This is a genomic window from Geobacillus sp. WSUCF1, assembly GCF_000422025.1.
GTDB lineage: Bacteria > Bacillota > Bacilli > Bacillales > Anoxybacillaceae > Geobacillus > Geobacillus zalihae.
Genome location: NZ_ATCO01000125.1, coordinates 1 through 13,467, shown reverse-complemented (window position 1 = coordinate 13,467; position 13,467 = coordinate 1). Strand labels below are relative to the sequence as shown.

General features: G+C 53.8%; 12 protein-coding genes and 3 pseudogenes. 11 read left to right on the top strand and 4 right to left on the bottom strand.

Going from position 1 to position 13,467, the window contains the following annotated elements:
• Positions 1-858: 858 nt before the first annotated feature.
• From I656_RS19340 to I656_RS04445, 6 genes and pseudogenes are all read left to right on the top strand, one after another.
• Positions 859-1,293: pseudogene (locus tag I656_RS19340) on the top strand (RNA-guided endonuclease TnpB family protein); the annotation flags it as partial.
• 289 nt (positions 1,294-1,582) lie between these two features.
• Positions 1,583-1,930: a metalloregulator ArsR/SmtB family transcription factor gene (locus I656_RS04435; protein WP_020755926.1), complete on the top strand. Its 348-nt coding sequence runs from the start codon at positions 1,583-1,585 to the stop codon at positions 1,928-1,930.
• A gap of 6 nt (positions 1,931-1,936) precedes the next feature.
• Positions 1,937-2,137 (top strand): annotated as a pseudogene (locus I656_RS18150) (arsenic resistance protein); the annotation flags it as partial.
• 15 nt (positions 2,138-2,152) lie between these two features.
• Positions 2,153-2,572, top strand: a complete 420-nt coding sequence (gene arsC, locus I656_RS04440) for an arsenate reductase (thioredoxin) (protein WP_020278784.1) — start codon at positions 2,153-2,155, stop codon at positions 2,570-2,572.
• 49 nt (positions 2,573-2,621) lie between these two features.
• Positions 2,622-2,813, top strand: a complete 192-nt coding sequence (locus tag I656_RS18145; protein ID WP_020755924.1) for a hypothetical protein — start codon at positions 2,622-2,624, stop codon at positions 2,811-2,813.
• Positions 2,792-3,229: a DUF4275 family protein gene (locus I656_RS04445; protein ID WP_014196879.1), complete on the top strand. Its 438-nt coding sequence runs from the start codon at positions 2,792-2,794 to the stop codon at positions 3,227-3,229. The genes I656_RS18145 and I656_RS04445 overlap by 22 nt, the downstream gene beginning before the upstream one ends.
• Positions 3,230-3,324: 95 nt before the next feature.
• Here the strand turns inward: I656_RS04445 and I656_RS04450 are convergent, their stop codons facing one another.
• Together I656_RS04450 and I656_RS04455 are read right to left on the bottom strand one after the other, a co-directional pair.
• Positions 3,325-4,311 (bottom strand): Gfo/Idh/MocA family protein, encoded by a 987-nt coding sequence (locus tag I656_RS04450; protein ID WP_020755923.1) that lies wholly within the window; start codon positions 4,309-4,311, stop codon positions 3,325-3,327.
• Between the two features lie 98 nt (positions 4,312-4,409).
• Positions 4,410-4,796 carry a VOC family protein gene (locus I656_RS04455; protein ID WP_011232689.1) on the bottom strand — a complete coding sequence of 129 codons (387 nt, stop codon included), beginning with the start codon at positions 4,794-4,796 and terminating at the stop codon, positions 4,410-4,412.
• 517 nt (positions 4,797-5,313) lie between these two features.
• Between I656_RS04455 and I656_RS04460 the strand changes: the two genes are divergently transcribed.
• The 4 genes from I656_RS04460 (at position 5,314) to I656_RS04475 (ending at position 10,218) form a co-directional block, all read left to right on the top strand.
• Complete coding sequence (locus I656_RS04460) at positions 5,314-6,615, top strand: dihydrolipoamide acetyltransferase family protein (protein ID WP_033006178.1); 1,302 nt, start codon at positions 5,314-5,316, stop codon at positions 6,613-6,615.
• Positions 6,616-6,689: 74 nt separating this feature from the next.
• The gene (gene pdhA, locus I656_RS04465; RefSeq protein WP_033006176.1) at positions 6,690-7,769 is read left to right on the top strand and encodes a pyruvate dehydrogenase (acetyl-transferring) E1 component subunit alpha; all 1,080 of its coding nucleotides are present in this window, start codon (positions 6,690-6,692) and stop codon (positions 7,767-7,769) included.
• Positions 7,770-8,747 carry an alpha-ketoacid dehydrogenase subunit beta gene (locus I656_RS04470; protein ID WP_020755918.1) on the top strand — a complete coding sequence of 326 codons (978 nt, stop codon included), beginning with the start codon at positions 7,770-7,772 and terminating at the stop codon, positions 8,745-8,747.
• A 109-nt stretch (positions 8,748-8,856) separates the two neighbouring features.
• The gene (locus I656_RS04475; protein WP_033006174.1) at positions 8,857-10,218 is read left to right on the top strand and encodes an FAD-binding oxidoreductase; all 1,362 of its coding nucleotides are present in this window, start codon (positions 8,857-8,859) and stop codon (positions 10,216-10,218) included.
• A 466-nt stretch (positions 10,219-10,684) separates the two neighbouring features.
• Here I656_RS04475 and I656_RS04480 read toward each other — a convergent pair whose 3' ends face one another.
• Positions 10,685-11,452 carry a MurR/RpiR family transcriptional regulator gene (locus I656_RS04480; RefSeq protein ID WP_015375932.1) on the bottom strand — a complete coding sequence of 256 codons (768 nt, stop codon included), beginning with the start codon at positions 11,450-11,452 and terminating at the stop codon, positions 10,685-10,687.
• Positions 11,453-11,575: 123 nt separating this feature from the next.
• Here I656_RS04480 and I656_RS04485 point away from each other — a divergent pair, with 123 nt between their 5' ends.
• Complete coding sequence (locus I656_RS04485) at positions 11,576-12,919, top strand: 6-phospho-beta-glucosidase (RefSeq protein ID WP_033006173.1); 1,344 nt, start codon at positions 11,576-11,578, stop codon at positions 12,917-12,919.
• Positions 12,920-13,208: 289 nt separating this feature from the next.
• On the opposite strand, the pseudogene I656_RS0116200 reads toward I656_RS04485, so the two are convergent.
• Positions 13,209-13,467, bottom strand: a pseudogene (locus I656_RS0116200) (hypothetical protein); the annotation flags it as partial.

The window sequence follows — 13,467 nt, the reverse complement described above, 5'->3', positions numbered from 1 at the left end:
ACTTGACAGGGATATGTTCACTACAGGTGGGGGATGAATGGCGTTCGGTTTTTCTGTTTTTTTCTTTCTTCTTTGGATGGCAATAGAATACAATAAACATAGGAGGTGAAACCATGTATCGAACGCTGAAAACCCGTTTTCGGGCAAAGAAAGAAGTTATCCAAAAACTATTTGAATGCAATCGTATCTCCGCAGAAGTTTGGAACGAATGCCTTCGTTTGGCAAAAGAACATCATTTGGAAACAGGAAAATGGATAACCAAAACGGAACTGCAAAAAGCAACAAAAGGTCGTTTTTCTATCCACAGCCAAAGCATCCAGGCGGTTGTGCATAAATATATCTTTGCCCGTGATGGGGCAAAAGAAGCACGGAAAAAAGGAGAAAAAATCAAATATCCATACAAAAAGAAAAAACATTTCAACACGAAATGGGCAAAAGATGGGTTTGTTTTGCATGAAGACGGAACGTTGGAACTGTCGCTAGGAATTTGGAATCGAAAACGACAATCTCCTTTGGTGGTGAAAATCGACAAAGAGAAACTTCCAAACGGAAAAGTCAAAGAAATCGAGTTGGTCTATGACCGTGGTTTGTGGCTTTGTTTATCGTATGAAGATGGGAAAAAACCAAAAGAAAATCCATGTAAAAACCGTGTTGCTATTGACCCAGGGGAAATTCACACCATCGCAGCCATTTGTGAAAATGGGGAAAGCCTCATTATCACGGGAAGAAAAATAAGAAGCATTCATCGGTTGAGAAACAAGAAATTAAAAGAACTGCAAAAACTCATGAGCAGATGCAAAAAAAGGCTCCAAACAATGGAAAAAGTACAATCGGGCGAAACAATATGTACTTTCGAAATCAGAGGCACAACTAAAGGATGCACTGCACAAAACCACGAGACAATTTGTTCATTGGTGTTTGGAAAACCAAGTGAAAGAAGTCGTCATTGGAGATATCGAAGGAATCCAACGGAATACGAAAAAGAAACGAAACAAAAAGACCAATCAGAAATTATCCAATTGGTCGTTTGGAAAATTATTTGATTATCTCAAATACAAATTGAATGCCGAAGGAATTCAAATCGAGAAAAAAGATGAAAGTTATACCTCGCAAACATGCCCTGTTTGCGGGAAGAAAAATAAATCTTCTTCTAGAAATTATACATGTCAATGCGGGTACAAACGACACCGTGATATCCATGGGGCAATGAATTTATTTGCCAAAGTATATTATGGTGAAATCCGCCCATTGGAATTTACGGTCAAACCGTTTACGTATCGACGGATTGCTTAGGTATGAAGTCGTAGATGGCGAGTTCCCGCCTTGAGTATCATGGATACTCATGTTGCCTGTGGCTCCCAACGGGACGGGTGCCAGGTGTTGCCTGCAGATAGGTTGCCAACCAGCCTATCATGCATCCACCTCCGAAGGGGAAACAGGAAACCCCCACTTCGATAAGTGGGGGAGGTTCATTTATATACTGATTGACGGAAACCATTTCATTGGTCGGCGTGGCCGTTTCATGACGGATGTTCGTTTTTATATAAGCAAATCATGATATGATGATGAATGGAGGGGTGATATGCCGCAACTCGCAATGGAGATAGGAGCAGCCGCTCGGGTGTTGAAGCTGCTCGGCGATCCGACGCGGCTGACGATTTTGGCGATTTTGAATCAGCGGGAGTGCTGTGTGTGCGAGCTGCTTGAGGTGTTTTCGACCAGCCAGCCGGCGATCAGCCAGCATCTTCGCAAGTTGAAAGACGCCGGGCTGATCCAAGAGGAGCGGAGGGGGCAATGGGTGTATTATTCGCTCCGGCCGCAAAGCGAATACTACTCGCTGTTGCAAGCGGTGTTGTCATACGTTCCGGACCAAGACGAAAACATTCGCAAAATCGAGACAGCGAATCCCGCGGCCCGCTGCGGGTGCTGACTTTAAACGCTGGCGTTTACAGCGGGGAGCAATAACTTTGAGCTGGCGATTGCTGTGGCGGTTGGGGTGTTTGGCATTCATTCGGGCGCGGCGTTTGCGGCAGTTATCGGTCCGCTCATTGAAGTGCCGGTGATGCTGGCGCTTGTCAACGTCGCTTTAGCGTTTCAGCGGAAGTATTTTTCCTCTGTTGCTCCAGAATCAAAATAAAGGTGGGAATCAACGATGAAGAAAAAAATCATTTATTTCTTATGCACAGGAAACTCATGCCGCAGCCAAATGGCGGAAGGCTGGGCCAAACAACTGTTAGGCGATGAATGGGATGTGTACAGCGCCGGGATTGAAGCGCACGGGCTCAATCCGAATGCGGTCAAGGTGATGAAAGAAGTCGGCATCGATATTTCGAAGCAAACGTCTGATGTCATCGACCCGGACTTGCTGAACCGTGCTGATTTGGTCGTGACGCTGTGCGGCCATGCGGCCGACCATTGTCCGGTCACTCCGCCGCACGTGAAGCGCGTCCATTGGGGCTTTGACGATCCAGCGAAAGCGGAAGGGACAGAAGAGGAGAAACTCGCGGTGTTCCGCCGCGTGCGCGATGAAATTGGCGCGCGCCTCCGCCGGTTTGCTGAGACGGGCGAATAGGAACGGGGCGGCAAGGCGCAGAAACGGTCGCGCATAGGGTGCGCGGCAGTTGCTCATCGAAGTGCGGACGGAAACAGGGAAGTGGCTGGGCGGACGAAAACCGCTCGGCGCGAAAAAGATGGTGAGAAGCCATCTTGTCGATCCATCGCACATTCTGACAGACGAAATGAGCACACCAATGAAGGCGGTGCCACGTCAGGTCACTGGGGGAGAAACGAAATGGAGTTATTTCATCAGTTAGCTCGCCGAAACATCAAAATCCGCAAACAGTCCGGTTTCGGAGCGCAATGGCGACAACAGTGGGAAAAGGTGTTTGCTGGCCATTTGACTGTGGAAGAAAAACAACACATCCACCTTCATAATCGGAATGGAGTCAACGGCTACTTATGGCATGTGTTCAGCTATGGGATGAGAGGCTGTTTCACAGGAGAAGAAGCGGAAATGGCGTTTGATCAAGAAGAGAAAACGTGCTGCTATCTTTTCTTTCAACATGGCGACGATGCGTTCACCGTGGAGGATGCGTCCGGATTGAAAGCCGCCGATCTGGCAGCGGAAAACGACAAAATCGATCTATATGTGGTGGACAGCGAGTTCAACTGGACGTTTGTCATGACGCATGAAAGCGGATGGCTTGGCCCGTATTTTAGCAGAAGGTAACAGCCATGGCTTATCGGCGGCCAAGGAAATCCAATGAGACAGAAAGAAAAAGAGTTCCAACCGAGCCCCAGGAAGACTAGGTTGGAACCTTTTTATTATCGCTCGTCGGCCGGGAACACGATGCCGGTTTGTTTTCGCGCTTCGTCCATGATTTCCATCGTCCAAAGCGAATGGCGGTGCGAGTTGACGGCCGATTCGCGTTCTCCGTTTTCGATCAAACGGATAAACTCTTGTGCTTCATAATACATCGGCGGCTTGTCCTGCGGCGCGGTGATGTCCTCGACGCGCCCGTCGCGGTAGCGGATTTCCGCTTTGGTTGGTGTGTGGATGGCGTCGATGATCATGTTTCCGTCTTCCCCTTGAATCTCCGAAGGCAAGTGCGAGTTCGTGATTTTCGAATAAAAGACGACCGCGTCCATGTCGCCGTAATCGAGCACGATCGAACCCTCGCCATCAACGCCGGATTCGAGCTTCACGCTTTGCGCCTTCACGCCACGGGGCTGGCCAAACAAAACGACCATCGGGTACAGGCAATAGACGCCAAGGTCCATCAACGCCCCGTTGGAGAAAGCTGGGTTGAAGGCGTTGAGCACCGTTCCTTGCTTATAGGCGTCATAGCGCGATGAGTATTGGCAATAGTTCGCCACGTAGCGGCGGATGCGGCCGAGTTTCGGCAAGTGCTCGCGGATGGACCGGAATGTGGGAAGCAGCGTCGCTTTCATCGCTTCCATCAATACGACGCCGTTTCGCTCCGCCGCTTCGATCATCGCTTTGACTTCTCTCGCATTGGAGGCGAGCGGTTTTTCGCATAAGACGTGCTTGCCGTGATTCATGAGCAAAATCGCCTGCTCGGCATGAAGTGCGTTCGGGCTGGCGATATAGACGGCATCAATGCCGTCGCTTTCGGCCAGCTTTTGCAAGTCCGTGAACGTCCGCGGCGCCCCGACTTTGTCGGCAAACTGCTTTGCGGTCTCCTCGGTTCGCGAGTAGACGGCGGCGAGTTCGAAGGAATCGACGAGGCGCGCGGCGTCAAGAAATGCTTCGGTGATCCAGTTTGTGCCGATGGTTGCGAATCGAATCATGTTGTTTGGCCTCCTTCATTTGTATCGACCCCATTGTACCACAAATCAACGGAGAGGCTTCGTTTTGTCATCGTCATGGAGCAAGCGTGCTTTTCTCTTTAGTTTTCATACAGCTCGATCGGCAGTTCATCTGGGTCTTGGAAGAAGGTGAATCGTTTGCCGGTCGCTTCATCAACGCGGACGGGTTCGGGATCGATGCCGTGTTGGCGCAAGTAGGCAATGGCTTCATCGAGGTTGTCCACCGCCAAAGCAAGATGGCGCAGTCCGCACGCTTCCGGGTAGCTTGGGCGCTTCGGCGGGTTTTCAAAGGAAAATAGCTCAAGCTGAATGCCGCCATCAGCCTCCAAATCGAGTTTGTACGAACGGCGCTCAGCGCGGTATTGCTCCCGGATGGGGCGAAATCCGAGAATTTCTGTATAAAATCGTTTTGATCGTTCATAGTCCGAGCAAATCAAAGCGATATGGTGAATCGTGGCAAGACGCATATTGCTTCCTCCTCTTATAAGACGAGTGATGTATTGCAAAATACCATTGAACTTATTCATTCTTCTTAGAGAAACCTCGTACAATTAACTTTTTTTTGAACCATTTCCGCTCATTGGTACGAGACAGCCATGTTTCACGTCCTTCCATGTTTTTCGGAAAACTGCCTACCCATCACTGAAATCAGCAGCGGTTGAGCCCGTTCTCGGTGTTTCGGTCAAATCGAACCAAGAATTGTTATTTTGCGATAATAGAAGGGGTTGTCGATGCTTGTCGAAGCGGGCGAAAAATGTCTGCTCTCCTTATATTGACAGTTTGACAATCTATAGACTATCATAAATCTTGTAGGTTGGAAAATTTAAAATATTCATTTGATATTTTGGTAGAAAAAACGAATGGTCACCACGTTTTTTGTAAGCGCTTAACTTCTATGTTTCCTCATGATCGCCGCACCATTGATGCCGCACCATTGTGTTTGTTTCCAATCACAACGTGAGAACAAGGGGAAGGGGATATGGCATGATCTACGAATTTAAATTGCCTGACATCGGCGAAGGGCTGCATGAAGCGGAAATCATCCGCTGGCTCATTCGCGAAGGGGATGTGGTCAAGGCCGATCAGCCGATCGCTGAAATTCAAACGGATAAGGCGATGGTGGAAATGACGACGCCGGTCGCTGGCAAAGTGGTGGCGCTTGCCGGGCCGGAAGGGGCGACGGTGAAGGTTGGAGAGCCGTTGATTGTCGTGGAAACCGAGGCGGCGGTGGCGGCCGAAGCGGCGCCGACTGACCATTTGGCTCAGGAGCCTGCGTCTGCTGTTCATATAGAAGCCCCGCGCCCAACGGTGGGGCGCAAGCGGGCGATTGCCGCGCCCTCGGTGCGCAAGCGGGCGCGGGAGTTGGGCGTTCCGATCGATGAAGTGGAAGGAACGGGCGAAGGCGGCCGGGTGACGCTCGCCGACTTGGAGCGATATGTCCGCGAGCGGGAAGCAGCCGTGGCGGTGGCAGAGCAACGTGAAAGGAGCGGGGCCGCGGTTTTGCCAGTTGGGGGCACGGCGATAGAGCAAAAGGCGGACAAAGCCGCATGGACGTCCATCGCCAGCACGGAGCTTGTGGTTCCAGAAGAAGAGCGCATCCCGCTTCGCGGCTTGCGCAAAAAAATCGCCGAAAAAATGGTGAAATCGGCGTACACGGCGCCGCATGTGACCGGGATGGACGAGGTGGACGTGACGAAGCTCGTCGAGATCCGCAAAAACCTGGCCAGCGAGCTGGCCAAGGAGCAGATCAAGCTGACGTATTTGCCGTTTATTATTAAAGCGGTGACAAGGGCGCTGAAGCAATATCCGATGTTTAACGCTTCGCTCGATGAAGAGACGAATGAAATCGTCTTGAAAAAGCGCTATCACATCGGCATCGCGACGGCGACGAAAGCGGGGCTTGTCGTCCCTGTCATCCGCGACGCCGATCAAAAATCGATCCGCGAGCTCGCCGTTGAGATCGCCGAGCTGTCGGAAAAAGCGCACCGCCAGGCGCTTCGCCTTGACGAGCTGCAAGGAAGCACGTTTACGATCACGAGCACCGGCGCGGGCGGAGGGTGGTTTGCGACGCCGATCATCAACTATCCGGAAGTGGCGATTTTCGGAGCGCATGCGATCAAACGGCGCCCGGTTGTCGTCGGCGACGAAATTGTCATCCGCGATATGATGGGAATGTCGCTCACCTTTGACCACCGCGTCATTGACGGCGAGCCGGCCGGGCGGTTTATGCGGACGGTGGCCTACTATTTGGAAAATCCGGAAGTGCTGCTTTTGGATGTACGGTGATCATTCGATGCTTGCCTAAAAGCTGGGAGAGCGCGAAGTGAAGCGGCAATGAAAAAAGAGTGGGAGGGGACTCCATGTTTGATCCGGGCAAATTGCCGGTCGAGGTCGTGCAAATTTTGGACGAAAACGGAAACGGCGACGAGAGGCAGCTGGCGGCGTTTTCCGATGAATGGCTGCTTCGCGCCTATCGGGAAATGCGGCGGGCGCGCGTCATTGATGAGCGGCTGTTGCGCATGCAGCGGCAGGGGCGGATCGGGACCTACGCCCCGTTCAGCGGCCAAGAGGCGGCGCAAATCGGCAGCGCCCTTGCGCTTCATAAAGACGATTGGATTTTCCCGAGCTACCGCGAAGTGGCGGTATGCTTGATGCATGGCATGCCGCTTGAGCAGTTTTTCCATTACGTGCAAGGGCGTCTGTCGGGGAAACGGATGCCGGAGGGAGTGAACATTTTCCCGACGCAAATCATCATCGCTGCTCAGACGCTTCATGCGGTCGGCTGCGCGTGGGCGTCGAAATTGAAGGGCGAACCGCACGTATCGGTGGCGTATTTCGGCGACGGGGCGACGTCAGAGGGCGATTTTCATGAAGCGATGAATTTTGCCGCGGTGTACAACGTGCCGGTCATCTTTTTCTGCCAAAACAACCAATACGCCATCAGCGTCCCGTACCGGAAGCAGACGGCCAGCCGGACGATCGCGCAAAAGGCGCTTGCGTACGGGATGAAAGGGGTGCTCGTTGACGGCAATGACGTGCTGGCGGTGTACGAAACGATGAAGCAGGCCGTCGAAGCCGCTCGCCGCGGCGAGGGGCCGATGTTGATCGAGGCGCTCACCTATCGGCTCGGGCCGCACACGACGGCGGATGACCCGACGAAATACCGCCGGCCGGAAGAGGTCGAGACATGGCGGGCGAAAGATCCGCTCCGCCGTCTGCGCCTGCTTTTGGAACGGCGCGGATTATGGACGGAAGCGCAGGAAGACGCGCTTGTCGCCCAAGTGAATGATGAAGTGACCGCGGCGTACGAGGCGGCCATCGCCAGCAAGTCCGGTTCGATTGTCGATGCATTCGATTGTGTGTACAGCGAGGCGCCCAAATTGCTGGCCGAGCAAAAAGACGAAGTGATGCGGCGCAAACAACGGAGCGGGGTGAGATAAATGGCGGAATTGACGATGATTGAAGCGATCAATGAAGCGATGCGCCAAGAGATGGAGCGCGATCCGCGCATCATCGTGCTGGGCGAAGATGTCGGCGAAAACGGCGGCGTCTTCCGGGCGACGGACGGGCTGCTTGCGCAGTTTGGCGAGGGGCGCGTGTTTGATACGCCGCTTGCGGAATCGGGCATTATCGGCACGTCTATTGGACTGGCGATCAACGGCATGCGCCCGATTGCCGAAATTCAGTTTCTCGGGTTTGTGTACCAGGCGATGGACCAGCTGGCGGCCCAGGCGGCGCGCATCCGCTTCCGCTCGGCCGGACGGTTTTCGTGCCCGATCGTCGTGCGCAGCCCGTACGGCGGCGGGGTGCGGACGCCGGAATTGCACTCCGATGCGTTGGAGGCGCTGTTTACCCATTCGCCGGGCTTAAAAGTCGTCATGCCGTCCAATCCGTACGATGCGAAAGGGCTGCTCATTTCCGCCATTCGCGACGAAGACCCGGTTCTGTTTCTGGAGCCGATGAAGCTGTATCGGGCGTTTCGCATGGAAGTGCCCGAAGAGCCGTACACGATTCCGCTCGGCCAAGCACGGGTTGTGAAAGAAGGAGACGATGTGACGATCATTGCTTGGGGGGCGACCGTGCCGCTTGCCGCCAAAGTCGCCGCCGAGATGGAAGCGAAAGGGGTCAGCGCGGAAGTGATCGACCTTCGCTGCCTGCAGCCGCTTGATTTTGATGCGATCATCGCCTCGGTGGAAAAAACGGGGCGGGTGATGATCGTCCATGAAGCGGTGAAAACGGGCGGGTTTGGCGCCGAAGTGGCGGCCTTGATCAGTGAGCGGGCGCTGTTTTCTCTATCAGCTCCAATCGTGCGCATCGCCGGCTACGACACGCCGTATCCGGTGCCGTCGGTGGAGGATGATTGGCTGCCGAACGCCGAACGCATCGTGGAAGGGATCGAAACGCTGTTGCGATACTAAACGAACCATGCCATCCGGGTCGATCGATCCACCATCAGAGTGCGTCAAGAGAAAAGGCGGCGCATCGATGGGTGGCGCCGCTTGATCCGATCGGGTGAGGAGGAGAACGATGAACGTATACGAATCACTGCTGGAATTGATCGGCGACCGCGAGCGGGTGAGCATCAATGAAACGGTGCTCGAACACCACAGCAAAGGCATCGCCTACCATGCGCCGCACAAGCCAGATGTCGTTGTCTTTCCGAAGACAGCGGAGGAAATCAGCCGGGTGATGGCGTTTGCCAACGAGCATCGCATTCCGGTCACACCGTTTGGCGCCGGCACGAGCTTGGAAGGGCACGTCATTCCGGTCCAAGGCGGGATTAGCCTCGATTTGACGTTGATGAACCACATCATTGACATTCGTCCCGATGATTTTTTGGCGATCGTCGAGCCCGGGGTGACGCGGCTGCAGCTGAATGAGGCGCTGAAGCGATACGGGTTGTTTTTCCCGGTCGATCCGGGGGCGGACGCGACGATCGGCGGCATGGCGGCGACGAACGCGAGCGGCACGAACTGCGTGAAATACGGCGTCATGCGCGATCAAGTGCTCGGATTAGAGGTGGTGCTCGCGGACGGTTCAGTCATTCAGACGGGAAGTTTGGCGGTGAAATCGTCGGCCGGCTATGACTTGACCGGCTTGTTCGTCGGATCGGAAGGGACGCTTGGCGTGTTCACCCGCCTCGTCGTCCGCCTGCACGGCATTCCAGAGGCGACGAACGCCATCAAAGTGTGCTTCCCGTCTCTCGAGACAGCGGCAGGGGCTGCGTTTGCCATTTTGCGGTCCGGCGTCGGCCCCGGCAAAATCGAGCTCGTGGACGAGGCGACGATCGCCGCGGTCAATGCGTACAAAAAAACCGATTATCCGGTGAAACCGACGTTGTTTATCGAGCTGAGCGGCAGCCCGTCAAGCGTCGAGGAAGGGACAAAGCTGGTCAACGAATTGTGCGAAGTGGAGGGGGCGGTTTCGTTTGTGGTCGAGACCGACTCGCTCGCCCGCGCGAAGCTGTGGGAAGCGCGCCACCATGCGGCGTTCGCCATTCAAGCCGCCTATCCAGGCAAGGCGATGCTCTCCACCGATGTGTGCGTGCCGCTGTCCGAGCTGCCCGACGCTATCGCCGATACACGTCGGCTCGTTGACGAGCAGAAGATGACCGCCGCGATTTTCGGCCACGTCGGCGACGGCAATTACCATACGGTGCTTGCCTTTGACCCGAACGATGCAGATGAGATGGCGCGGATCGAACGCGTGCACACCCATATCGTCCGCTACGCTTTATCGCGCGGCGGCACGTGCACGGGAGAGCACGGCATCGGCCTTGGCAAACGGGCGTTTTTGCGCGAGGAGAAAGGAGACGCCGTCGTGTGGATGAAACGGCTGAAACAATTGTTTGACCCAAACGGCATTCTCAATCCGGGGAAAATTTTTTGATCATAGCGGACGCTCTGCATCCCTGCCTGTTGGCGGGGATGTTTCTTTTGATCGGCGGGCGGCGCAAAGGAGAAATCCGCTAAGCGTGCCTCAAACAACACCACAGTGTCAAGGCTGAGTTTACAAAAACAAACGCATTGTCCGCGAAAAGGTTGGTGAAAAACAGCCGGTTCCCTTGGATCGACCATCATGGAAAAAGAGAAACGGGTGTTTCAAGATTTCTTCATTTGAGAAGGGTTGCTAGGAAACGGGACGCCCCAGTTCCCCCCTTCCTTCTAAAACTTATATGCACAGCCCGTTCTTGCCTTTGTAACATAGTGTTACAACATAGAAACAGTTGTTTTTCGTTTTCCTTTTGTTACAACAAGGCGCCATGCCCTTTACTTTTGCCATCCGGCGCGGTTTAGTAATAGTAGATGGAGCCAACAACAAGGCGATGGCGTTGCTGCAATCAGCAGAGTTGGGCTCAAACGGTTGGGCTGCTGTCCTTTCCGATCGTTTCCGTCTTCCGTCCCAGCAGTCGATACATTTCTTTCGCTAACCGTTCGAGCAAGTAGACGACCGGAAGCTGGGTTGTGACATCGGTCTGCCCGATCCGCTCCGGTGTGGTGTAGTACGTCAAGTTGTAGTCCGAGATGTTCGCGAGTGTGCAATGTTTCCGGTTGGTGATGCTGATGATCGTGCTGCCGTTTTCCTTGAACCGGTGCACTTGGGCGAGCGTATAGGACGTCTCTCCAGACACCGACAAGGCGATGACGGCGCAGTTGTGGAAATAATGGCCGTAAATCGGAAAAAACGGATCCTTGATGTAGACAGAAAACTTTTGAAAGGCAGAAAAATAGCGCGAGCCGTATTCGGCCAAAATACCGGAGCTGCCCGATCCGACGAAAATGACGTGATCCGCCCGGGCGATCGCGGCTGCCGCATCCAGAATGGTCCGCTCGTAATCGGCGGTCAGCGTCCGTTCGAAAAATTCCTTAAGCGCCTCTTGACTGCTGATGATCGCGGTTCGCTTTGTCTCGCGCAAATACAGCTTCCATTTCGTTTTAAATTCACTGAACCCTTCGCATCCGACCTTTTTACAAAAGCGGAGCACGGTCGGCGGCGAGACATGGACGGCTTCGGCGAGCTCGCGGATGCGCATGTACGCGACTTCATGCGGATGTTTCATCACATAGTCGTAAATGGCGTAGTCGAGCTCGGAGAACTGGGCGATTTGTTCAGGAGTGAACATCGGGACACCTCGCTTTCATGGGACGGAACGTGCGATAGCTGGGAAAGGATGGCGCTTTCAAGCCACTGGTTGATTCCTACATTGATTATACCATGCCCAACAGGGCGAAAGGGGAAGAGGAATATGGATAAACGATTGAAAATTGCGACGATTGGCGGCGGGTCGAGCTACACGCCGGAATTGGTCGAAGGGTTGATCAAGCGTTATCATGAATTGCCGGTCGGGGAATTGTGGCTTGTCGATATTCCGGAAGGCAAAGAAAAACTCGAAATCGTTGGCGCACTGGCCAAACGGATGGTCGAAAAAGCCGGCGTGCCGATCGAGATTCATTTGACTTTGGATCGCCGTCGGGCGCTTGACGGGGCGGATTTTGTGACGACGCAGTTTCGCGTCGGGGGTCTTGAGGCGCGGGCGAAAGACGAGCGCATCCCGCTCAAATACGGGGTGATCGGCCAAGAGACGAACGGCCCGGGCGGATTGTTTAAGGGATTGCGGACGATCCCGGTCATTTTGGACATCATTCGCGATATGGAAGAGCTTTGCCCCGATGCATGGCTTATCAACTTCACGAACCCGGCTGGGATGGTGACGGAAGCCGTCTTGCGCTATACGAAACAGGAGAAAGTGGTCGGCTTGTGCAACGTGCCGATCGGCATGCGCATGGGCGTCGCCAAGCTGCTTGGCGTTGATGCCGACCGCGTGCACATTGATTTTGCCGGCTTGAACCATATGGTGTTTGGCTTGCACGTCTATCTGGACGGAGTCGAAGTGACTGAAAAGGTGATTGACCTCGTCGCCCATCCAGACCGCTCCGGTGTGACGATGAAAAACATCGTTGACCTTGGCTGGGAGCCGGACTTTTTGAAAGGGTTGAAAGTATTGCCGTGCCCGTACCATCGATATTACTTCCAAACGGACAAAATGCTGGCTGAAGAGCTCGAGGCGGCGAAAACGAAAGGGACGCGCGCCGAAGTTGTGCAGCAGCTCGAAAAAGAGCTGTTTGAGCTGTACAAAGACCCGAACTTGGCCATCAAGCCGCCGCAGCTCGAGCAGCGCGGCGGGGCGTACTACAGCGACGCCGCGTGCAGCTTGATCAGCTCCATTTACAACGACAAGCGCGACATTCAGCCGGTCAACACGAGAAACAACGGCGCCATTGCGAGCATCCCTCCGGAATCGGCGGTGGAGGTAAACTGCGTCATCACGAAAGATGGACCGAAACCGATCGCCGTCGGCGATTTGCCGGTCGCGGTGCGTGGGCTCGTCCAGCAAATCAAGTCGTTCGAGCGCGTCGCTGCCGAGGCTGCGGTCACCGGCGACTACCAAACGGCGTTGGTCGCCATGACGATCAACCCGCTTGTCCCGTCTGACACCATCGCCAAACAAATTTTGGACGAAATGTTGGAAGCGCATAAAGAATACTTGCCGCAGTTTTTCAAACAGGCAAAAGCAACGGCTGGGAACTAAGCCGCTTAGGAACGGATTGACCAAGCCGCCGGCGACAGGCGGCTTGGTCATGAAATACGACAGAAGCATTCTTCCGATTGTTACGGGACATTTTTGATCTGCTGCGGATTGGCCAGTGTCGGATGTTTTTGTTTGGTTGTCAATTTATGTTTTATCGTTGTTGGCAGAAGCATTACGCGCGCCTGATCCATCATTCCATAAATGGAGAAAAGCAACCGTGCATGCGGTTGCTTTTTGCGCTTAGTATAGGATTGATTGCTACGGTAAGAAGTGTTGTTGCGTGGCTAGATTATTTCGCTTTTAATGCGCGAATCTCATTTTCTTGTTCAAGCGAGCGAAATGCAAGTGATTGGAGAACGAGCTCTTGCCGCGCTTGACTGGCGATAACATTGTCTAGTTTTCGTAGCGCTTCAGAGAGGGTTTGTTTTATTGCTGGGATTTCATTGATGGTTTCTAACGTTTCCATCACCGCTTGTTTAATAAACGGAATATCTGCCACATCATCTTTCGTCGCCATCCGCTGTTCGATGCTGGCAATATCGTCTTTT

Coding starts and splice junctions, on each gene's coding strand:
- I656_RS04435 (WP_020755926.1), top strand. CDS start 1,583: ATGCCGCAACTCGCAATGGAGATAGGAGCAGCCGCTCGGGTGTTGAAG.
- arsC (WP_020278784.1), top strand. CDS start 2,153: ATGAAGAAAAAAATCATTTATTTCTTATGCACAGGAAACTCATGCCGC.
- I656_RS04445 (WP_014196879.1), top strand. CDS start 2,792: ATGGAGTTATTTCATCAGTTAGCTCGCCGAAACATCAAAATCCGCAAA.
- I656_RS04450 (WP_020755923.1), bottom strand. CDS start 4,311: ATGATTCGATTCGCAACCATCGGCACAAACTGGATCACCGAAGCATTT.
- I656_RS04455 (WP_011232689.1), bottom strand. CDS start 4,796: ATGCGTCTTGCCACGATTCACCATATCGCTTTGATTTGCTCGGACTAT.
- I656_RS04460 (WP_033006178.1), top strand. CDS start 5,314: ATGATCTACGAATTTAAATTGCCTGACATCGGCGAAGGGCTGCATGAA.
- pdhA (WP_033006176.1), top strand. CDS start 6,690: ATGTTTGATCCGGGCAAATTGCCGGTCGAGGTCGTGCAAATTTTGGAC.
- I656_RS04470 (WP_020755918.1), top strand. CDS start 7,770: ATGGCGGAATTGACGATGATTGAAGCGATCAATGAAGCGATGCGCCAA.
- I656_RS04475 (WP_033006174.1), top strand. CDS start 8,857: ATGAACGTATACGAATCACTGCTGGAATTGATCGGCGACCGCGAGCGG.
- I656_RS04480 (WP_015375932.1), bottom strand. CDS start 11,452: ATGTTCACTCCTGAACAAATCGCCCAGTTCTCCGAGCTCGACTACGCC.
- I656_RS04485 (WP_033006173.1), top strand. CDS start 11,576: ATGGATAAACGATTGAAAATTGCGACGATTGGCGGCGGGTCGAGCTAC.